Below are 20,823 nucleotides of genomic sequence, written 5' to 3' on the forward strand. Positions count from 1 at the left end.
TGCTCAGACTGTTGACAAACCCATGAAATATTGAGTTTGTCTGCAGTCTTTTTTCTTTTTATAATAGATTTAATAACTGTTTAGGGGGAACACGACCATGATGACGAAGAATATCGGTAACCAGAGAGACCAACTTGAAATGTTGACGATTGACCAACTGGTCCCTGAGGACCACTTAGTTCGTAAACTTGATGCGGCAATCGATTTCTCGTTCATCTATCCATTGGTCGAGGACCTCTATTCTTCGACAGGTCGCCCGAGTATCGATCCAGTCGTGCTCATCAAGATGACGTTCCTTCAATATATGTTCGGTATCCGTTCGATGCGCCAGACGATCAAAGAGATCGAGACCAATATGGCCTATCGTTGGTTCCTAGGTTTTGGGTTCCATTCAGAGGTGCCGCATTTCTCGACGTTCGGGAAAAACTATGTACGACGCTTTGCTGACACCGATCTGTTCGAACAGATCTTCTATCGTATATTGAAGGAGATCATGGACAAGGGGCTACTCAGTAGTGAACATGTCTTCGTCGACTCTACACACGTGAAGGCATCTGCGAATAAACGTAAGTTCACGAAGAAGACTGTCCGTAAAGAGGCGCGTGCCTATGAAGAGAAGCTCCAACTGGAGCTAAACCTGGACAGGCAGGAACACGGTAAGCGACCATTTTCACCAGATTCATTTGAAAAGGAAGAATACAAGGAGATCAAAGAGTCGACGACGGATCCCGAGAGCGGTTATTACGTGAAAGACGAGAGGACCAAACAGTTCGCCTACTCCTTCCATGCAGCCACGGATGAAAAAGGTTTTGTGCTCGCGAATCTCGTCACACCAGGCAACGTCCATGACAGTATCCCTTTCCAGTCCATCATCGACACTGTGATTGAAAATGTAAAAAGACCAGTAGTAGTGGCAGCGGATGCCGCATATAAGACACCTGCGATTGCGAACTATCTTGTAGAGAACCAGATGTTGCCGGCCTTTCCTTATAAAAGACCGATGACACGCCCCGGCTATTTCAAGAAACAAGAGTATGTCTACGATGAGCACTTTGATTGCTACCTGTGTCCTGAAGGACAGGTGCTGAAATATCGTACGACCACCCGTGATGGCTATCGCCAGTATTCGTCGGACCCTAAAGAATGTGCTGTTTGTCCGGTCTTGCAGAACTGTACGCAGGCAGCCAAGCCTCAGAATGTGATCCAGCGGCATATCTGGGAGGACTACCTCGAGCTGTCAGAGGACCTGCGTCACCATCACGAGATCAAAGAAGTATATAACCGCCGTAAAGAGACCATCGAACGTGTCTTTGCGGATGCTAAAGAAAAGCATGGTATGCGTTGGACGACCCTTCGAGGGATAAAAAAATTGTCCATGCAGGCGATGCTTACTTTTGCTGCCATGAACCTGAAGAAGTTGGCTACATGGACCTGGAAAGGTCCACAGATGGCCTAAAAATATCGAAAAGATGAGCACTACAACCATTTTGCTCACGCCATTTTGGCTGAAAAATAGCCAAAAAAAGAGAAAGGATTCGAAATCGGGTAGATTTCGAATCCTTTTGTCTACAATCTGTGCTATCCCTTTAAGGATAGCTTTTTCTTATTACTTACAAGAGTTAGTTCGTAAAAGTCTACTTTTACGAACGCTTTATTTTTAATAAACGACTATTTTAAATCTAGTTTTAGTAACTTGAAATTTTATATATAGAAAGAAAGTATTGAAGTGTAGATGTTTGACCATGTACCTAAGTGCATGGTTTATACTTTTTCTGAGGTGAAGAAAATTGAGCTATCGAATCAGTGAACTTGCAACCCTATGTGAAGTGAATAAGGAAACCATCCGATACTATGAACGAAAAGAGCTATTGCAAGAACCGGTCCGGAATAATTCGGGGTATCGGATTTATTCGAAGGAAACGGTCAAACGGGTAGGATTTATCCGGCGACTGCAGGAACTGGGATTTTCGTTGAATGAGATTTATAAATTGTTAGGGGTGGTCGACAAAGACGATGTGCGCTGTGAAGATATGTTCGATTTTGTGTCCACAAAAGAAGTGGAAGTCCGAAAGCAGATTGAGGATCTAAAGCGTGCGGAACGGATGCTGAGCGAGTTGAAAGAGCGGTGTCCAAATGAAAAAGAGCTGCATGAATGCCCGATTATTGATGTTTTGATGGAGGAGGAGTAGACATGAAAAAATATCGAGTGGATGTCCAAGCGATGACCTGTACCGGATGCGAAGAACACGTGGTAGTCGCGCTTGAAGCGATTGGCGCAAAAGAAATCCAAGCTGATTTTCGAAAAGGTGAAGCTGTATTTAAACTGCCGGAAAACATGGAGGTTCAAAAGGCACAAAAAGCAATTGCTGATGCCAACTATCAGCCGGGGGAAGCAGAAGAAGTCCGAGCCCAAGAAGCACTCCGCCCAGATGAAGAAGGCGAGTATGACTACATCATCATCGGTTCCGGGGGCGCTGCCTTTTCTTCCGCCATCGAAGCTGTGAAACATGGGGCGAAAGTGGCGATGATTGAACGGGGAACGGTAGGCGGTACCTGTGTGAACATTGGCTGTGTTCCTTCCAAAACCTTGTTACGGGCCGGAGAAATCAATCACTTGGCCAAGAATAATCCGTTTATCGGGCTGCACACCTCAGCGGGGGAAGTGGATTTGGCTCCGCTGGTCAAACAGAAAGAGGAATTGGTGACGGATCTCCGGAACAAGAAATATGTCGATTTGGTTGAAGACTACGGTTTTGAGTTGATCAAAGGGGAAGCCAGATTTATAGATGAACACACTATTGAAGTGGCCGGCATGAAGCTTTCTGCCAAACAGTTTCTGATTGCGACGGGGGCGGCTCCGGCTATGCCAGCCATTTCCGGACTGGAAGAAGTGGATTACTTGACCAGCACAACCTTATTGGAGCTAAAGAAAGTGCCGAAACGCCTGACGGTCATCGGTTCCGGCTATATTGGTGTGGAATTGGGTCAGTTATTTCACCACCTCGGATCCGAAGTCACACTGATGCAAAGAAGTTCGCGCCTGTTCCAGGAATACGATCCGGAAATCTCGGAAGCCCTCACGAAAGCTTTGACCGAGCAAGGCATTCGGTTAGTGACCGGTGCCACGTACGAGCGAATTGAACAGGACGGAGAGGTGAAAAAAGTATATGTCGAGGTGGACGGTCAGAAGCGAATCATTGAATCCGATCAACTGCTGATTGCAGCCGGCCGAACGCCCAATACGGAAAGCTTGAATTTGAACGCGGCGGGTGTTGAAACAGGGCGCCTCGGAGAAGTTCGGATTGATGATTATGCCAAGACCACCAATGAACGAATTTATGCAGCAGGCGACGTTACGCTCGGTCCTCAGTTTGTTTATGTCGCGGCTTATCAAGGGCGAGTGGCAGCAGGAAATGCGCTCGGTGGGCAGAAGGAAAAGTTGGATTTGGCCATTGTGCCGGGTGTTACGTTTACAGCGCCGGCGGTTGCCACCGTCGGCTTGACAGAGAAACAGGCAAAAGAAAACGGCTATGACGTTATCACTTCCGTCCTGCCGTTGGAGGCTGTTCCGCGAGCGCAAGTGAACCGGGAGACGACCGGCGTGTTCAAACTGGTGGCGGATGCGAAAACACGCCAGCTGCTGGGCGGGCATATCGTAGCGGAAAATGCAGGAGATGTCATTTATGCAGTGACACTTGCTGTGAAGTTCGGTTTGACCATCGAAAACATTAGCGACACCTTTGCGCCGTATTTAACCATGGCGGAAGGGGTGAAATTGGCTGCCCTCACGTTCGACAAGGATGTTTCCCAACTGTCTTGCTGTGCCGGTTAAAAGGGTTAAACAAGTAAATTCTAATGGAAAATAGGATTCCCTAGTTGCTATGGTCAGGGTTAAGTAGATCGAAATCAGAAAAGAAACTATTTGCCAATAGAACTCAAAGGTTGAAGGGAGCATTAAAGTTGATTTATACGATTTTCTTATTCGTCATCGCAGGAATAGCTGAAATTGGCGGAGGTTATTTGATTTGGTTATGGCTGCTAAAAAGGATAAAAAGAGAAATCGCTTGATTATGAGGACAAGTATTTTGTTCATTCTGGTCGTCGTTATTGCATTTACTATCTACAACGGATTAACCAAAGAGAAAAACGAATTGCTGCAAGTTGGAGATTGGGCACCCGATTTTGCTTTGACGGATTTGAATGGGAACGGGATCAGCTGTCTGAGTACAAAGGGCAGGGGGTGTTCGTGAACTTTTGGGGTACTTGGTGCAAACCGTGCGAAAAAGAGTTCCCGCTGATGGAAAAGCAGTACCAAGTATACAAGGACCAAGGTGTAGAGATACTCGCTGTCAATATTGCACAATCCGATTATGAAGTGAGACAATTTGCTGTACAGCGAAATTTAACGTTCCCGGTTGTTATCGATAAGGACAAAAGTGTTATGGAAGCCTATACTATTCGTCCATTGCCCACTACATTGTTGGTCAATCAAGAGGGAAAAATCGAGAAAATCATTACGGGTGAAATGTCCGAAGAGGATATTGCGAGTTATATGGAACAGATCAAACCGAGCTGATACAACTGAGTTCCCCAGAATAGTGCGAGCCACGTATTTTGAAAATTGATGCAAGGAAAAAACGAGAAAAAGACATTTCTTTAAAGTGGACTAAACCACAAGAAAAGCAATGTCAGGTGTAGAAAATATATAAACAAAAATCAGGTAAAGATCCTACACCGGACTGATTGGAAGGTCTGTTCTTTTAGGGCAATTAGTAAAGGGTATGAATTACCTGTTTGAAATCAAGATATCTGCACAAAAAGTCGAAACTTTTTCGTTAAGCTATAAGAGGTTGATACTTATGGAAAGTATAGAAAATTGACATATTCGGAGGGCATCTACATGAAAAAAAAGAGAATGAGCATAGCGGTACTGTCGGCTTTACTTTTACTGGCCGGCTGCAGCAATGATACAACGGATTCATTTGAAGTGCCGTTTGAAGGGGAACTGAACCATGTCCATGGGATGGGTTATGCAGGAGAAGAGAACGGACTGTACTTTGCATCACATACTGGGCCAAAAATTTACCGCGATGGCGAGTGGTTTGAAACAGCGGATAATTTTTACGATTATATGGGCTTTAACGCCGTAGATGAGGGCTTCTATTCTTCAGGACACCCGAGTGCAGATTCAGATTTGCCCAATCCACTTGGGATTCAGCGAAGTATAGATGGCGGCGAAACTTTGGAAGAGATTGCATTCCAAGGAGAAACGGACTTTCATGCGATGGCGGTAGGGTACAACAGTCACGATATCTTCCTGCTCAATCCGGCAAAAAACTCTTTGCTGGAAGCCGGATTTTACAAAAGTAACGATAAAGGAGAATCGTGGGAACCTGTGAAGGCTGAAGGGTTGAATGGGGAAGTGACTGCGCTCGCCCTTCACCCGACTGATTCGAACTTCGTCGCTGCGGCTACGGCTGCAGGGGTTTATTTCTCGCAGGATGGCGGCGAAGTTTTTGAAGCGATTACAGCCGGAAATGAAACAGGCACAGCGGTGCATTTCACCGAAGACCAGTTGTATTTCGGAAGCTACGGGACAGCGGCGGCTCTGGTGAAGTATACTATGGAAAATGAAGAACTCGAGCCGGTGGATACACCGGACCTTTCACAAGATGCCATCGCTTTTATTGCACAAAACCCGATGGATGGAATGGAACTGGCGATCTACACATTTGAAGGAAATGCCTACTTGTCGGAAGACGGATTACAGACCTGGAAGAGGGAAAAACCAAGTAGAAACCAGCACGGAATGTGCGGGGAAAAATTCGGCAATCTGGATTTCCAATCAATGACCATTTTATCACCGTGTGGGGGATTGGCTACAAATGGATCAATGAAATGGAATAATACTAGATAAAGATAAAAGGCTCATCGGAAAATATCTCCAATGAGCCTTTTCGGGTAAATTACGCAACGTTACGGCAAGCTTCTGCACATCTGCGGCAAGCTTCCGCACAGCGTTTGCAATGGTCGTGATGGTCGGCGTGCTTCTCGCATTCATCTGCGCATGCTTCACAAATGGTTGCGCAAACGGCTGCCAGTTCGGAAACGAACGGCGAATTGCGGGTAATTGCATGTTCCAGAAATGCGCAAATGTCTGCACATTCACGGTCTAATCGAATACATTGGGCCACCATCTTCACATCTTCTTCCTGCAGACAAGCATCAAAACAATGGTTACATTCCGCCGCACAATCGTGCAATGCCTGAATCAATTCCTGATGTTGTTCATGAGCCATGCTAAAACCTCCATTTTTTATATTTTTGCTTCCGTTTCTAATATTCCCTCTACTTTCCAGACTAAACGGAAATACCGAAACTCCATAGAAACTGCACAAATTTATTGGCGAAACAGCAAACTCCTTCCGAAAAAAACAAAAGTATATCTGGTGATAGCCCATTGTCGGCCGTTTATAGAAAAGTGATCGAATATCAAATCAATAGGGTGGTTTTTTCTTTTTGGTCACAGTAAATTCCTTGGGCGTCCAGAAAACAAAGACAAAGTAAAAATGAAACTGAAAACTTGATATACCCTAATGAGGTATGTTAAGTTTGTGGAAATACTACTCTAGGAGGAATAAGAATGATTGAAACATTAAAAGTACAAGGCATGTCCTGCAGCCACTGTGTAAACTCGGTTGAAACGGGCGTCGGTGAACTCGAAGGGGTTTCATCTGTGGCAGTTGATCTTAAAAAAGGTGAAGTGGCAGTGGATTATGACGCTGGCAAGACATCATTAAACGAAATTCAGGAAGCGATTGAAGAACAAGGATATGCCGTCGTATAAGAGTGCTTTCACAGCACTCTTTACTTTTAAAAGAAATATACGCCGCGGTAGTATATTGGGGGCTTTGTGGCTGTTAAGAATGTCATAAGGGTAATTGGAATTAAGAAGCACTATTTTGAAGGAGGCGTACTGAATGGTTAAAAGTGAAAAAGACCATCACCACCATCACGACGAACAAGCAGATCACAGTAAAATGGACCATTCCGATCATAGCGGGCATGATCACGGCCATCATCACCACGGTAATTTTAAAGAGATTTTCTTAAAGTCGCTGCCGGTTGGCATCATCATTCTGTTATTGTCGCCGATGATGGACATTCGGCTTCCCTTTCAATTCACTTTTCCATACTCGGATATTGTGGTCGCAGGATTAGCAACCATCTTATTGGTTTATGGGGGGAAACCTTTCTTTCAGGGGGCGATAGAAGAATTCAGGCAAAAAGCGCCGGGTATGATGGCCCTTATTTCTTTAGGGTTGTCCGTTTCCTATCTGTATAGCATTTATGCGGTGCTGGCACGCTATGTGACTGGCGAACACATCATGGACTTTTTCTTTGAATTTGCTTCCTTGCTGTTGATCATGCTCCTTGGACATTGGATCGAAATGAAGGCTGTCGGAGAGGCAGGAGACGCGCAAAAATCGCTCGCTGAATTGGTGCCGAAAGATGCACATGTGGTATTGGAAGACGATTCCATTGAGACGCGTCCCGTAAATGAGTTGAAAGTCGGAGACCTTGTACGGGTTCAGGCCGGAGAAAATGTCCCTGCCGATGGCATCATCAAAAGAGGCACCTCCCGGATCAATGAAGCTTTGCTGACGGGGGAATCTAAACCCATTGAAAAAGGAGCCGGAGACAAAGTAATCGGCGGTTCCACGAACGGTGCAGGCATCTTATATCTTGAAGTACAGGAAACCGGCGACCAATCGTTCATTTCTCAAGTTCAAACCCTGATAAGCCAAGCGCAGGATCAACCTTCAAGAGCTGAAAATCTTGCTCAAAAAGTAGCCGGCTGGCTGTTTTATATCGCCATTGCGGTGGCTTTCATCGCTTTTGTCGTTTGGCTGTACATTGCTGACATTCAAACCGCTATTCTTTTTACGGTTACGACATTAGTCATTGCATGTCCACACGCTCTCGGCCTTGCCATTCCGCTGGTTATTGCACGAAGCACCAGTTTAGGTGCAAGCCGCGGGCTGTTGGTGAAAGACCGCGAAGCATTGGAGTTAGCAACTAAGGCTGATGTAATGATACTGGATAAAACGGGTACGTTGACTACTGGCGAATTTAAAGTTTTGAACATGGAAACACTGGATGGTCAACATACCGAAGCCGAAATCGCGGCGTTAATGGCAGGGATTGAAGGCGGATCCAGCCACCCAATCGCCCAGTCAATAGTCCAATACGCTGAGAAACAAGGGATTCAGCCTGTCCACTTTGATTCGATTGATGTTGTGTCGGGTGCGGGTATAGAAGGAAACGCCAATGGCCGCAAATACGAATTGATCAGCCAAAAGGCACTTGGAAGAGATGTAGCGGTGGATGTTCCCAAAGGGGCAACATTAAGTATACTGGTTGAGGACGGGAATCCGATCGGTACGGTCGCATTAGGCGATGAATTGAAAGAAACGAGCAGAACGCTGATACAGGCATTGAAGAATTACAATATAAAACCGATTATGGCTACAGGCGACAATGAAACGGCTGCCCAAGGAGTAGCAGAGAAACTGGGCATTGAATACAGAGCCAATCAATCGCCGCAAGATAAATATGATTTAGTGGAATCACTGAAAAATAATGGACAAACGGTCATTATGGTCGGCGACGGCGTAAACGATGCACCATCCCTTGCAATAGCAGACGTGGGTATTGCAGTCGGTGCGGGAACGCAAGTCGCCATTGATTCCGCTGATGTGATTTTGACTCAGTCGGATCCAGGAGATATTGAATCCTTTATCGAATTGGCCAACAAAACAACCAGTAAAATGAAACAGAACCTCGTGTGGGGAGCCGGATACAACTTTATCGCCATTCCCATAGCTGCGGGGGGGCTAGCTTTCATTGGAATTACGTTGGTTCCTGCAGTAGGAGCAGTTCTGATGTCCGTATCCACCGTTATCGTGGCTATTAATGCGATGACATTAAAGCTAAAGAATTAGACCTGTCAAACCCCGTGTTTAAAAGTCGTACACGAGAAGTGCTGCCTCCCAAAAGTTGAATTCTTTAACTTTTGAGGTATCGTTTTAAATGAGATTAAAGTCAAACAAAGGTTTTAAGACTTTGGATAATTAAATATAGTTAACATAGAAGAAATTATAGGAAGAGAAGAAGTCAAAAAAGCTTCTTCTCTTTTCTTATTAGATTCTTTTAATACATAAAAAGTTTTCGAAAATAGAGCAATCAATAATTAAAATGGGTATAATAGGAACAAACGTTCTTATTGGAAATGTGGCAGTTCAGCTTCAGCACTTCTGGTGATTTTCATATCCTCACACTCTTTCCTGATTTGTTTTTTGAATTTCTCTTATATTCAGAATCGCAGAGATTACAGCTTCTGTAAATCAATAAAATGAATCCATTCCGGAATTTTTCATTTTTTTAAATGAAACCGGAAAGGCAATCGGACTTTCCGGACCCATTTCTTGTTTTCGATCAATTGTTTTCGGCAGTCTGCGGAAAACAGCCCTTTCTTTTGAATCAAGTAAGGGGCGTGCCCCTTACTTGAGGGAATTTTAGAAATAGCCTTTTTCTTTTAAGGAAATGCCACCTTCATTTCCGACAATCACGTGGTCGAGTAATTCGATGCCGAGTATCTCGCCGCATCCCTCAAGCCGTTTCGATACTGCGATATCTTCCATGCTCGGGGACCCGAAGGATGGTTATGGGCAACGATGATGCTGTGAGCATTGTTCATAATGGCTGTCTTGAAGACCTCACGGGGAGGGACGATGCTGGCACCTAAAGACCCTGTAGGACAGCGGTGTACCGTAATGACTTGGTTCTTTGCGTTTAAACAAATGACGAGGAACACCTCACGGTCTTCATCTCCTATGAGTGCCTGAACAAATTTGATGGCATCTATGGGTTCGTTATCTTCTCCGGTAGGTAACTTTTATATGACTCTTCAATTTCTTTGATCTCCTGTTTAATCCGTGTAATTTCAATGATTTTTTCAAAATGCATGTGTATCGCTCCCTTTCAATTTTGGTCCGCCGGGCGGAAGTAGTCCCAAAAGGGATTATTTTTTGCCTTTTGGTAAGGAAGACGGATACACCACCTAGAGGGCCGGTCAAGGGTCTCAGCGCAAAAGTTTCAGACGTTCTTCGACTGAGAGGTCGTCTCTTTTCTGTTGCTGTTCTTCCCATTCTTCTTAAAGTCCCTCGTCTGTCAGGTCGAACAGGTCAGATTGATCGATCTCTTCCTCGATGATATGGACCAAACGTCCACCGTTTATGTTTGTCTCGGTGTCCGTGACCTGTGAAACGGGCGGTTTCGTGAATGCAGCCTCTTTCTTCACTGAACTTGGTACCGGTTCACTTGCTGTATGACGCTCCACATAATCTCCGAATACTTCGGATTGCCATGCCTTCTGTAGTTTCAAGGGATACAGCACTTTGATTGCTACCTTTGTCCTGAAGGACAGGTGCTGAAATATCGTACGACCACCCGTGATGGATATCGTCAGTATTCGTCGGATCCTAAAGAATGTGCTGTTTGTCCGGTCTTGCAGAACTGTACGCAGGCAGCCAAGCCTCAGAAGCTGATCCAGCGGCATATTTGGGAGGACTACCTCGAGCTGTCAGAGGACTTGCGTCACCATCACGAGATCAAAGAAGTATATAACCGCCGTAAAGAGACCATCGAACGTGTCTTTGCGGATGCTAAAGAAAAGCATGGTATGCGTTGGACGACCCTTCGAGGGATAAAAAAATTGTCCATGCAGGCGATGCTTACTTTTGCTGCCATGAAACTGAAGAAGCTGGCTACATGTACCTAGAAAGGTCCACAGATGGCCTAACAATATAGGAAATACGAGCACTACAACCAGTTTGCTCACGATATTTCAGTGGAAAAATAGCAAAAAAAATAAAAAGGATTCGAAATCGGGTAGATTTCGAATCCTTTTGTCTACAATCTAAGCAGAGATATTATCGCTGTTGATTTTTTTATTTGTATTATTTCTGAAAATTCGATTGACTTTCATCCAAAACCAACGTACTATAGCTTTATAATACTTCGTCGCTTCAACGCGCTAAAGTTAAGGGGGAAATTAAATGAACTGGAAAAAATCACTCGGACTACTTGCACTATCATCTACTCTATTACTTGCTGCATGTGGTGACGCATCACAGCAAGCAGAAGGGGCAGAAGATCAAGTCACAATCGGTGTTACACAAATTGTGGAGCACCCTTCCTTAAATGCAGCATTTGAAGGCTTCCAAAAAGCAATTGAGGATGCTGGAATCGATGCAAATTACCAAATTGAAAATGCACAAAATGATACGAGTGCAAATACTACCATTGCGACGAACCTAGTGAGCGCAGAAGTAGATTTGATTTTTGCAAACTCTACACCTAGCGCACAAGCTGTCGCAAGTGCTACCTCTGAGATTCCAATTGTATTCACCTCTGTAACAGATGCAGTTAGTGCGGAACTTGTGCAGTCGATGGAATCACCGGGTGGAAACGTAACAGGTACGGTCGATACACAACCAGAAGCGATTCCAAGCACAATGAAATTTTTGAAAGATAATTTGAATGCAACATCTGTTGGAATGGTATTCAACTCAGGTGAGCAAAACTCTCGCGCTCAAGTCGATCGAGTAAAAGAAGAAGCAGCTAAAATCGGAATTGAAATTGCAGAAGCCTCGGTAGCGACTTCAGCTGAGGTCAAGCAAGCAACAGAGTCATTGATTGGTAAAGTCGATGCACTTTACATCATTACAGATAATACAGTTGTATCTGCCTTAGAATCTGTCATTTCTGTGGCAAACGACAACCAATTACCGGTAATGGTGGGTGAATTTGATTCTGTAGCCCGTGGAGGACTTGGAGCTTACGGATTTGATTACTTTGATATCGGCTATGAAGCGGGTGAGATGGCTGCTCAAATTTTATCAGGTGAGAAAACACCTGCAGATCTACCAGTTCAATATCCACAAAACGTGAAATTTGTTGTCAATAAAGATGCAGCAGATACACTAGGTATCACTATAGATGAGAGCTGGAATGCTGAAATCGTTGAATAGAAAAGGGGAATACCTATGCTAGGAGCACTAACAGGAGCAGTAGAACAAGGATTGATTTATGGGATAATGGCACTCGGCGTCTATTTGACATTCCGGGTGCTTGATTTTCCTGATCTTACGGTAGACGGAAGCTTTGTTACGGGAGCTTCTACTGCTGCTATGATGATTGTACTTGGCTACTCGCCACTGCTTGCCACTATAGCGGCACTAGCAGCAGGATTTATTGCTGGAATAGGAACAGGGCTCTTGCATACAAAAGGGGGCATCAATCCTCTACTGTCTGGTATTTTGATGATGATTGCCTTGTATTCAATCAATTTACGTATTATGGGGCTCACTGTTGAAAATTCCGTCGGACGACCAAATATTCCACTGCTACAATCTGAAACATTAATTACCAAGTACATCTCGTTCATCGAATCATTAGGTATCCCAACATACTATGCGATTGTAGTTGGTGCACTTGTTGTTGTCGCAGTCGTAAAAATTGCATTGGACCTCTTTTTAAAAACGGAAGTGGGTCTTGCTTTGCGCGCGACTGGAGATAATAAGCGAATGATTCGAAGTTTTTCAGGAAATACAGATCGTCTGACAATCATCGGTCTTGCGATTTCGAATGGTTTAGTGGCACTTTCAGGTGCTCTTATCGCCCAATACGGGAAGTTTGCAGATGTTGGAATGGGTATCGGAATGATTGTCATTGGATTAGCATCTGTTATTATCGGGGAAGCGCTTTTTGGAACAAAATCTATTGTGCGCATTACACTCGCTGTTATTGTAGGTGCTGTAATCTACCGTCTTGTATTAGCATTTGCCCTACGTATCGAGTTTTTAGATACAGGGGATATGAAACTGCTAACAGCTTTAATTGTTGTATTGGCTTTAGTTTTACCGACGAAGTTATCGAAACTTAAAAAACAGGCATTGCGTAAGCAGCAAGTAGAGAAAAGAGGAGGTGTCGAACTTGCTAACCATTCATAACTTACAGAAACGCTTCAACGAAGGCAGTCATGATGAGAAGATTGCGCTCCGGTCGATTGATTTGACCCTTCAAGATAAAGATTTTGTAACGATTATTGGAAGTAATGGAGCAGGAAAATCGACTTTACTCAACTGTATTTCGGGGACATTGCCCATTGAGCAAGGAGATGTACTACTCGATAACCAAAATGTCGAACACCTGCCTGAACATAAACGTGCAAAGTGGATTGGACGAGTGTTTCAAGACCCGATGGCGGGAACGTCACCGACTCTGACGATTGAAGAAAACTTAGCAATTGCCTATTCACGCAATACAAAACGTAGTTTTCGATTCGCAGCGACAAAGCACCGCCGTGAGTTTTTTAAGTCGGAGCTTGAAGCACTTCATTTGAATCTTGAAAATCGCCTGACTACAAAAGTAGGCATGTTATCGGGGGGAGAACGGCAAGCTTTGTCACTTCTTATGGCCACATTTACCAACCCTTCGATTCTACTCTTAGACGAGCATACGGCTGCTCTTGACCCAGCTCGTGCCGAGTTGATCACCCAACTGACGAAACAATTAGTTGACCAAAAGGGACTGACAACATTGATGGTAACGCATAATATGCAACAAGCAATCGATCTTGGAAATCGACTAGTGATGATGGATCAAGGTTCGATTATTTTTGAAGCGGATGAGGAGCGCAAGAAGTCTTTGACGGTGCAAGATTTGTTGAATGAGTTCAAGCAGATCAAAGGTAGCCAGGCCTTGTCTGATCGTATGTTACTAGAAGCATAAAAGCAGCCTCCACTCAAAATGAGCGGAGGCTGCTTTTTATGTGCCTATTTTATTTTCCCAGGGAAGCGCAGATAGCAAGTTGAGCGGAATGGAGCTCAACTTGCTGTTTCATTAAACCAATAACTCAAATAATAAAGAGTCCGTGTTCACAACCTTGTAATCAAACCCATTCGACTCAAACCTCTCTACTAGCGCGGGATAATCTGCTGGGTCATGTAACTCGATTCCGACTAATGCTGGGCCGCTCTCTTTGTTATTTTTCTTCGTGTATTCAAACGTCGTAATATCATCTTCAGGACCGAGGACGTCATGTAAAAATTGACGCAAAGCGCCCGCACGTTGAGGGAACTTTACTAAGAAATAATGGAGATAGCCTTCATATAATAAAGATTTTTCCTTGATTTCTTGCATCCTGGAGATATCATTGTTTCCTCCACTGATAATGGCCACAACTTGTTTCCCTTGTATATCCTCTTTTAACGTGTCGAGTGCAGCAATCGGAAGTGCACCTGCAGGCTCTACAACAATCGCATGTTGATTGTACATTTCCAAAATCGTCGTACAGACTTTTCCTTCATCGACGGCAACAATCTGATCCACGGTCTGAGACGCTATTGAATAAGTAAAGGCACCCGCACATTTAACGGCAGCACCGTCTACAAACTTATCGATAGACTCTAACGCAACGGGTCTACCTTTCTCAAAAGCTGTGGCCATACTTGCTGCACCGCTGGGTTCAACGCCGATAATTTTTGTAGCAGGAGAAACCCCTTTAAAATAACTCGCAACACCTGAAATAAGTCCACCGCCACCAATACTTGCAACAATGACATCCACTGGTGTTTCTGCATCGTTTAAAATCTCGACACCAACTGTTCCTTGCCCTGCGATGATTTCATAATCATCGAATGGATGAATAAACTCTGCTTTCTTCTCGTCACAAAATGCGAGAGCGGATGCAACTGAATCATCGAAAGTATCCCCTTCTAGACGAATTTCAACAAACTCGCCACCAAACATACGGACTTGGTTCACTTTTTGTTTTGGTGTCGTCTTTGGCATAAAGATGGTTCCGAAAATTTTCAGTTCTGAACAAGCATACGCTACACCTTGAGCGTGGTTTCCAGCACTCGCGCAAACAACACTATTTTGTCTCGCCTTTTCTTCTATAGAAATGATTTTGTAATAGGCACCTCTCAATTTAAAAGAGCGCACATGCTGAAGGTCTTCTCGCTTTAAATAAATTTCCGCATTATAGCGTCTGCTCAGTACATCGTTTCGTTGAAGAGGGGTATGTACCACGACATCCTTCAATTGATGAAATGCCTGAAGAATTGATTCAACTTTCACGGTTTGCTTGTTTTGTACTTCAATCATTTCATCACACCTTTTTTTGAATATTGCATTAGTTTAACACACCGACGCGATGAAGTGAACGTGAAATTATAAATATTGGTTCATTCGTTTAAAAAAGTCTTTCGAGAATTCAATGAACACTTTCTCAGACGGTGTGAGAATTCGAGTAGCAGGTGTGATTAAGCCAACTGAACGACTGAGTGTTGGTGTGGTAAGTTGGATTTTTTTAATTAATCGTAAAGAGCCATCCGGCAATGTGCTATCTGGCAAAATTGAAATGCCTAGTCCGGCTGCAACTAGCCCCTTGATAGCATCTAGATCCTCACCAATTGAACTGACCTGTGGCACGAAACCAACCGATTGACATGCCTGTATGACAGTCTTGTGCAGCACAAACTCTTCTGGAAAGACGATAAAAGGCTCTTTTTTTAGCTCGCTTAAATGGACAGAACGTTGACTAGCTAAGCGATGTTGAAGCGGGACAACAAGTGAGAACGACTCTGTAAATAATTCTGTTGTTTCAAGATCAGGGTCACCTGCTGGAAGTGGACCTATGAATGATAGATTAATCGATCGTTCCTTCACAGCATCTATTAAAAAGTGATAATTACCTTGTCTAAGTTGAAACTCGACATCCGGATGTTCTTTTCGAAAAGCAGTAATAACACTTGGTAAAAGTTGCGTCGCAAAACTACTAGGAAAACCTATTCGAATTGTCCCTTTCTCAGGATCTAAATAGTTCCCGATTTCCTCCAAGCCATAATTAATTTCAGCAAGGGCTCGTTCTGTATGTTTTAAGAAATCTCTACCAATCGATGTCAGCTTTACATTGCGACCAATTCGGTCGAATAACTGAACACCAAGTTCTTTCTCTAAATTAGCGATTTGCCTGCTAATGGCAGATTGAGCAACATGCAACTGAAGAGCGGCTTCTGAAATATGCTCCCGTTTTGCTACTTCTTGAAAGTAGATGAGTTGGCGTAGTTCCAAGGTTTATCAACACTCCAATCTCAAATTGATATAGATATGATAGTAATTATATATTGTTTATATCAGTTTGAAAACTTACACTATTCTTACACATCAATGACATGGAGGGATGAACAATGACATTTCATCAATACCCACAAAAACAAGGTCTTTACAATCCGAAAGATGAACATGATGCATGTGGGATCGGACTCTATGCAAATATAAAAGGAATCGCCAGCCATGACATTGTGATGGATGGTCTTGAAATGCTCCATAGACTTGACCATCGTGCAGGTCGTGGGAGTGATCATAAAACTGGAGATGGTGCAGGAATCATGGTGCAACTACCAGATGCTCTATTCCGACAAGTACTCGACTTTCCATTACCAACTCGAGGGGATTATGCAGTAGCAATGGTGTTTTTACCAAATGAAGCAGCCGTTGAAGACGTAGCAAAGTCGAAATTAGAAGAACTTGTAAATGATTCTAAAACTATAGATTTTCTCTCATGGAGAGATGTTCCATTGAATGCAGAAGGCTTATCTGAAGCAGCAACCCACTCGATGCCAATCATCAAACAACTTTTTGTAAAAAAGAATGGAGCGTCACAGCAACGTTTGGCATTTGAACGTGCCCTTTATGTCATCCGAAAGAAATTCGAACATTGGTTACTACAAGAAGGATACGAAGTGTACATTCCCTCTTTCTCGAGTGAGACGATTGTCTTCAAAGGACTTCTCACACCGAAAGAGGTTAGCGAGTTTTATGTAGATTTAAAAGATCCACGTTTCGTATCTGCCTATAGTCTTGTTCATTCGCGTTACAGCACAAATACTTTCCCTAGCTGGAAACGAGCACATCCAAATCGCTACCTTGTTCACAATGGAGAAATCAATACATTGCAAGGCAATGTGAACTGGATGAAAGCGCGTGAAAAACAATTTGTCTCAGAACTTTTTGGTGAGGATATTTCTGAAATTCTACCGATTGTGGATGAGACAGGTAGTGATTCGTCAATGCTTGATAATGCGTTTGAGTTTTTGGTACTTGCAGGACGCACACCCGCACATGCAGCGATGATGATGATTCCTGAACCGTGGAGTGAAGAAAATCCACATATGACGCCAGAAAAAGAAGCATTTTATACGTATCATTCTACATTCATGGAACCGTGGGATGGACCGACTGCGATTTGTTTTACAGATGGCAAACAAATTGGTGCAGTGTTAGACCGGAATGGACTTCGACCAGCTCGGTATTACGTGACAAAAGATGACCGCATCATCTATTCATCTGAAGTTGGTGTTGTCGATGTAGAAGAGGACATGATTCTTTCAAAAGAACGCCTAAGTCCTGGAAAGATGTTGCTTGTTGATTTAGAACAAGGACGAATTATCGGAGACGAAGAATTGAAACAAACGATTGCGACTGCTGAGCCTTACAGCGAATGGATTGAAAACCTTGAAGTGCTTGAATCCATGCATGAACTTGTAGAAAATAGTGATGATTTACACTACAAACAACAGTTAAACCAATATACGTTTGAAGATATTCATAAATATTTACTACCACTTGCAGCGGAAGGAAAGGACCCGATTGGCTCAATGGGCAACGACACGCCTCTTGCTGTATTGTCCGATCGTCCACAGCTTTTATACAACTACTTCAAACAGCTGTTTGCACAAGTTACAAACCCGCCAATCGATTCGATTCGTGAAAAACTGGTTACGTCAACAATAAGTTATTTAGGTGCGGAAGGGAATTTATTAAATCCACAAGCTTCGCATGCAAAACGCATTTTTATTAAAACTCCAATTTTGAAGGCAAGTGAGTTGAACCAACTCTACAATCATCCGGTGATGAAATCCAAAACTGTAGATGTGGCTTTCGATGGGAAGTTGAAAGATAAGCTAGATCAGTTATGTGAGGAAGTAGAACAAGCGATTCTCTCCGGTGTCAGTTTACTTGTCTTATCGGATCGCTCATTACAAAAAGGACAAAAAGTGGTTCCGATTCTCTTAGCATCCAGTGGTATACATCATCATTTGGTGCGGAAAGGACTTCGGACACAAGTTTCTCTAATCATTGAATCGGCGGAAGTAAAAGAAGTGCATCATATTGCTGCGCTGATTGGGTATGGCGCAGATGCAATCTACCCGTATCTCGTATATGCGACACTACATCAAGCTATCGAAGAAGGTCATCTACAAAAAACTTACACAGAAGCAGTCACATCCGTAGTAAAAGGATTTACAGATGGTGTTGTGAAAGTTATGGCGAAGATGGGAATCTCAACAATTCAAAGTTACCGCGGAGCGCAAATTTTCGAAGCAGTAGGAATTGGCCATGATGTCATTCATACCTATTTCACGGGTACTAAATCACAACTCGGTGGTATTAATTTGGATACGATTCAGCTGGAAATGGAAAAACGTGTAGAAGCTGCCGTGAGTTTTGCTGCTAAACCACTCGATTCCGGAAGTCAATTCCAGTGGCGAGCAAATGGTGAGCACCATGCTTTCCGCCCGAAAACTATCCATACATTGCAATGGGCGACACGTCAAAATGATAGTGGACTTTATCGCCAATATGCAGAAATGGCAAATGAGGAGCGCATGGGCTTTTTACGAAATCTGTTTGACATAAAGTCAGACTTGGCACCTATTCCACTTGAAGAAGTAGAACCCGCAAGTGAAATCGTGAAACGATTTAAGACAGGTGCGATGTCGTTTGGTTCATTATCAAAAGAAGCGCACGAAACGCTCGCTATCGCCATGAACCGTCTTGGAGGGAAAAGCAATAGTGGAGAAGGTGGGGAACACCCTTCTCGCTACAAACGGGATGACAACGGTGATTTCCGTCGCAGTGCCATCAAGCAAATTGCATCAGGGCGTTTTGGCGTCAAAGCGATTTATCTTTCTCAAGCAGATGAATTACAGATTAAAATGGCACAAGGTGCGAAACCTGGAGAAGGTGGCCAACTCCCAGGGAATAAAGTCTATCCGTGGGTTGCGGACGTCCGAGGATCAACACCTGGTGTTGGATTGATTTCACCACCTCCTCATCACGATATCTATTCAATCGAAGATATGGCACAACTGATTCATGACTTGAAAAATGCAAACCGGCATGCACGCATTAGTGTCAAACTCGTCTCAAAAGGTGGAGTAGGTACGATTGCAGCTGGTGTAGCAAAAGGTGCAGCGGATGTCATTGTAATCTCAGGTTATGACGGAGGGACGGGTGCTTCGCCGAAGACAAGCATTACCCATGCGGGTCTGCCGTGGGAACTCGGTCTAGCAGAAGCCCATCAAACGCTTATGCTAAATGGGCTGCGTGATCGTGTGACGCTCGAGACAGACGGCAAACTGATGACTGGAAAAGATGTGCTACTTGCCGCTCTTTTAGGTGCTGAAGAATATGCGTTTGCAACAGCTCCACTCATAGTCATGGGCTGTGTCATGATGCGGGCATGTCACTTAGATACTTGTCCTGTCGGAATCGCAACACAAAATCCAAAGCTCCGTGATAAATTTACAGGTGCTGCAGATCAAGTCGTGAACTACATGTTGTTTGTAGCAGAAGAAATGCGTGAGTGGATGGCGAAACTTGGCTTCCGCACAGTAGAAGAGCTAGTGGGTCGCACGGATGCCTTACATGTCTCACAGCGCGCATCATCGCACTGGAAAGCAGGGCAATTAGACCTCACGGCACTGCTTCACCGAACAGATGGGCCACGAACAAAACAACGTGAGCAAAATCATCGACTTGAAGAATCACTTGACTTACGAGAACTGTTGCCGCAAGTGGAAGCAGCTATCGAACAAGGTCAGTCCGTCCGTATATCGGCACGAATTAAAAATACAGACCGCGTCGTCGGCACAATCATCGGTCATGAGATCACAAAACAATATGGAGAGCTAGGTTTACCAGATGATACAGTGGAAATCAGTTTGACAGGACATGCTGGACAGAGTTTAGGCGCCTACACTCCAAAGGGTATGACTATCAAACTTCTCGGGGATGCAAATGATTATCTTGGAAAAGGGCTATCTGGCGGGAAACTGATCCTTGAATCAAGAGCCAAAAATGAGAAAGAGCGTGACATGATTGCCGGGAATGTTACATTTTATGGAGCAACTTCTGGAGAGGCATACTTGAACGGTCGTGCAGGTGAGCGTTTTGCCGTTCGAAACTCTGGAGCTACAATTGTAGTAGAAGGAATCGGAGATCACGGGTGTGAGTATATGACAGGTGGAAAAGTAGTCGTACTTGGAAATGTCGGCAAGAACTTCGGTGCTGGAATGTCGGGAGGAACTGCCTACTTACTATTGGATCAAGACAAGGATATTCAAACGCTCAGCAATCATGAGATGATTCAACTCGTACGAATTGAAGAAGACGAAGAATATCATGAGGTTCGAAAACTGATTATGGATCACTTCTACTATACAAAAAGTACAAAAGCTGGCGAAATACTTGCCAACTGGGATGCCCTGAAATATCAATTTATAAAAGTAGAGCCAGTAGAGTATGCGAAGATGAAGCAACGCATTGTCGACTTAGAACAACAAGGCATAGACAAAGAAAATGCGGCTTTGCAGGCCTTTTATGGCGCAACAGTCGTTTGATAAGGAG

The 20,823-nt window shown here is 43.9% G+C and carries 15 protein-coding genes and 3 pseudogenes; 13 read left to right on the forward strand and 5 right to left on the reverse strand.

From position 1 onward, the window contains the following. Positions 1–97: 97 nt before the first annotated feature. The 6 genes and pseudogenes from JOD03_RS02275 (at position 98) to JOD03_RS02300 (ending at position 5,917) form a co-directional block, all read left to right on the forward strand. On the forward strand, positions 98–1,456 hold the full coding sequence (locus JOD03_RS02275; protein ID WP_204589192.1) for an IS1182 family transposase: 1,359 nt from the start codon (positions 98–100) through the stop codon (positions 1,454–1,456). A gap of 331 nt (positions 1,457–1,787) precedes the next feature. After that, positions 1,788–2,189, forward strand: coding sequence for an Hg(II)-responsive transcriptional regulator (gene merR / locus JOD03_RS02280; protein WP_204589193.1), 402 nt, complete (start codon positions 1,788–1,790; stop codon positions 2,187–2,189). A gap of 2 nt (positions 2,190–2,191) precedes the next feature. After that, positions 2,192–3,832 (forward strand): mercury(II) reductase, encoded by a 1,641-nt coding sequence (gene merA, locus JOD03_RS02285; RefSeq protein WP_204589194.1) that lies wholly within the window; start codon positions 2,192–2,194, stop codon positions 3,830–3,832. A gap of 128 nt (positions 3,833–3,960) precedes the next feature. Next, complete coding sequence (locus JOD03_RS02290; protein WP_239584751.1) at positions 3,961–4,068, forward strand: YnfA family protein; 108 nt, start codon at positions 3,961–3,963, stop codon at positions 4,066–4,068. Further along, positions 4,032–4,576: pseudogene (gene resA / locus JOD03_RS02295) on the forward strand (thiol-disulfide oxidoreductase ResA). Before JOD03_RS02290 ends, resA begins: the two are co-directional and overlap by 37 nt. A gap of 324 nt (positions 4,577–4,900) precedes the next feature. After that, positions 4,901–5,917, forward strand: coding sequence for a F510_1955 family glycosylhydrolase (locus JOD03_RS02300; protein WP_239584752.1), 1,017 nt, complete (start codon positions 4,901–4,903; stop codon positions 5,915–5,917). Positions 5,918–5,966: 49 nt separating this feature from the next. Here JOD03_RS02300 and JOD03_RS02305 read toward each other — a convergent pair whose 3' ends face one another. Then, entirely contained in the window at positions 5,967–6,299 is a 333-nt protein-coding gene (locus JOD03_RS02305; protein ID WP_100353139.1) for a four-helix bundle copper-binding protein, read from the reverse strand. Between the two features lie 344 nt (positions 6,300–6,643). Between JOD03_RS02305 and copZ the strand changes: the two genes are divergently transcribed. Both copZ and JOD03_RS02315 read left to right on the forward strand, forming a co-directional pair. Beyond that, a complete protein-coding gene (gene copZ / locus JOD03_RS02310; protein WP_094942858.1) occupies positions 6,644–6,847 on the forward strand; it encodes a copper chaperone CopZ in 204 nt (67 codons plus the stop codon). Positions 6,848–6,980: 133 nt separating this feature from the next. Beyond that, positions 6,981–9,005: a heavy metal translocating P-type ATPase gene (locus JOD03_RS02315; RefSeq protein ID WP_204589195.1), complete on the forward strand. Its 2,025-nt coding sequence runs from the start codon at positions 6,981–6,983 to the stop codon at positions 9,003–9,005. Positions 9,006–9,578: 573 nt separating this feature from the next. On the opposite strand, the pseudogene JOD03_RS02320 reads toward JOD03_RS02315, so the two are convergent. Together JOD03_RS02320 and JOD03_RS02325 are read right to left on the reverse strand one after the other, a co-directional pair. Next, positions 9,579–9,877 (reverse strand): annotated as a pseudogene (locus JOD03_RS02320) (JAB domain-containing protein). A 339-nt stretch (positions 9,878–10,216) separates the two neighbouring features. Then, entirely contained in the window at positions 10,217–10,447 is a 231-nt protein-coding gene (locus JOD03_RS02325) for a hypothetical protein (RefSeq protein WP_204589196.1), read from the reverse strand. 6 nt (positions 10,448–10,453) lie between these two features. On the opposite strand from JOD03_RS02325, the pseudogene JOD03_RS02330 reads away from it, so the two are divergent. The 4 genes and pseudogenes from JOD03_RS02330 to JOD03_RS02345 form a co-directional block, all read left to right on the forward strand. After that, positions 10,454–10,843: pseudogene (locus JOD03_RS02330) on the forward strand (transposase); the annotation flags it as partial. A gap of 277 nt (positions 10,844–11,120) precedes the next feature. Further along, positions 11,121–12,095 (forward strand): ABC transporter substrate-binding protein, encoded by a 975-nt coding sequence (locus JOD03_RS02335; protein ID WP_204589197.1) that lies wholly within the window; start codon positions 11,121–11,123, stop codon positions 12,093–12,095. A 15-nt stretch (positions 12,096–12,110) separates the two neighbouring features. After that, entirely contained in the window at positions 12,111–13,076 is a 966-nt protein-coding gene (locus JOD03_RS02340; protein WP_204589198.1) for an ABC transporter permease, read from the forward strand. After that, on the forward strand, positions 13,060–13,857 hold the full coding sequence (locus JOD03_RS02345; RefSeq protein ID WP_204589199.1) for an ABC transporter ATP-binding protein: 798 nt from the start codon (positions 13,060–13,062) through the stop codon (positions 13,855–13,857). The genes JOD03_RS02340 and JOD03_RS02345 overlap by 17 nt, the downstream gene beginning before the upstream one ends. Positions 13,858–13,968: 111 nt before the next feature. Here JOD03_RS02345 and ilvA read toward each other — a convergent pair whose 3' ends face one another. Both ilvA and gltC read right to left on the reverse strand, forming a co-directional pair. Next, positions 13,969–15,231 (reverse strand): threonine ammonia-lyase IlvA, encoded by a 1,263-nt coding sequence (gene ilvA / locus JOD03_RS02350; RefSeq protein WP_204589377.1) that lies wholly within the window; start codon positions 15,229–15,231, stop codon positions 13,969–13,971. Between the two features lie 69 nt (positions 15,232–15,300). Then, on the reverse strand, positions 15,301–16,203 hold the full coding sequence (gene gltC / locus JOD03_RS02355) for a glutamate biosynthesis transcriptional regulator GltC (protein WP_204589200.1): 903 nt from the start codon (positions 16,201–16,203) through the stop codon (positions 15,301–15,303). A gap of 116 nt (positions 16,204–16,319) precedes the next feature. On the opposite strand from gltC, the gene gltB reads away from it, so the two are divergent. Next, positions 16,320–20,816 carry a glutamate synthase large subunit gene (gene gltB, locus JOD03_RS02360; protein ID WP_204589201.1) on the forward strand — a complete coding sequence of 1,499 codons (4,497 nt, stop codon included), beginning with the start codon at positions 16,320–16,322 and terminating at the stop codon, positions 20,814–20,816. Positions 20,817–20,823 lie beyond the last annotated feature (7 nt).

It is taken from the genome of Chryseomicrobium aureum, assembly GCF_016909155.1.
In the GTDB taxonomy this organism is placed as follows: domain Bacteria; phylum Bacillota; class Bacilli; order Bacillales_A; family Planococcaceae; genus Chryseomicrobium; species Chryseomicrobium aureum.

What these genes read in the sequence shown, in the direction of transcription:
- merA (WP_204589194.1), top strand. Translation starts at nt 2,192, where the DNA reads ATGAAAAAATATCGAGTGGATGTCCAAGCGATGACCTGTACCGGATGC.
- JOD03_RS02315 (WP_204589195.1), top strand. Translation starts at nt 6,981, where the DNA reads ATGGTTAAAAGTGAAAAAGACCATCACCACCATCACGACGAACAAGCA.
- JOD03_RS02275 (WP_204589192.1), top strand. Translation starts at nt 98, where the DNA reads ATGATGACGAAGAATATCGGTAACCAGAGAGACCAACTTGAAATGTTG.
- JOD03_RS02340 (WP_204589198.1), top strand. Translation starts at nt 12,111, where the DNA reads ATGCTAGGAGCACTAACAGGAGCAGTAGAACAAGGATTGATTTATGGG.
- JOD03_RS02300 (WP_239584752.1), top strand. Translation starts at nt 4,901, where the DNA reads ATGAAAAAAAAGAGAATGAGCATAGCGGTACTGTCGGCTTTACTTTTA.
- JOD03_RS02335 (WP_204589197.1), top strand. Translation starts at nt 11,121, where the DNA reads ATGAACTGGAAAAAATCACTCGGACTACTTGCACTATCATCTACTCTA.
- gltB (WP_204589201.1), top strand. Translation starts at nt 16,320, where the DNA reads ATGACATTTCATCAATACCCACAAAAACAAGGTCTTTACAATCCGAAA.
- copZ (WP_094942858.1), top strand. Translation starts at nt 6,644, where the DNA reads ATGATTGAAACATTAAAAGTACAAGGCATGTCCTGCAGCCACTGTGTA.
- JOD03_RS02305 (WP_100353139.1), bottom strand. Translation starts at nt 6,299, where the DNA reads ATGGCTCATGAACAACATCAGGAATTGATTCAGGCATTGCACGATTGT.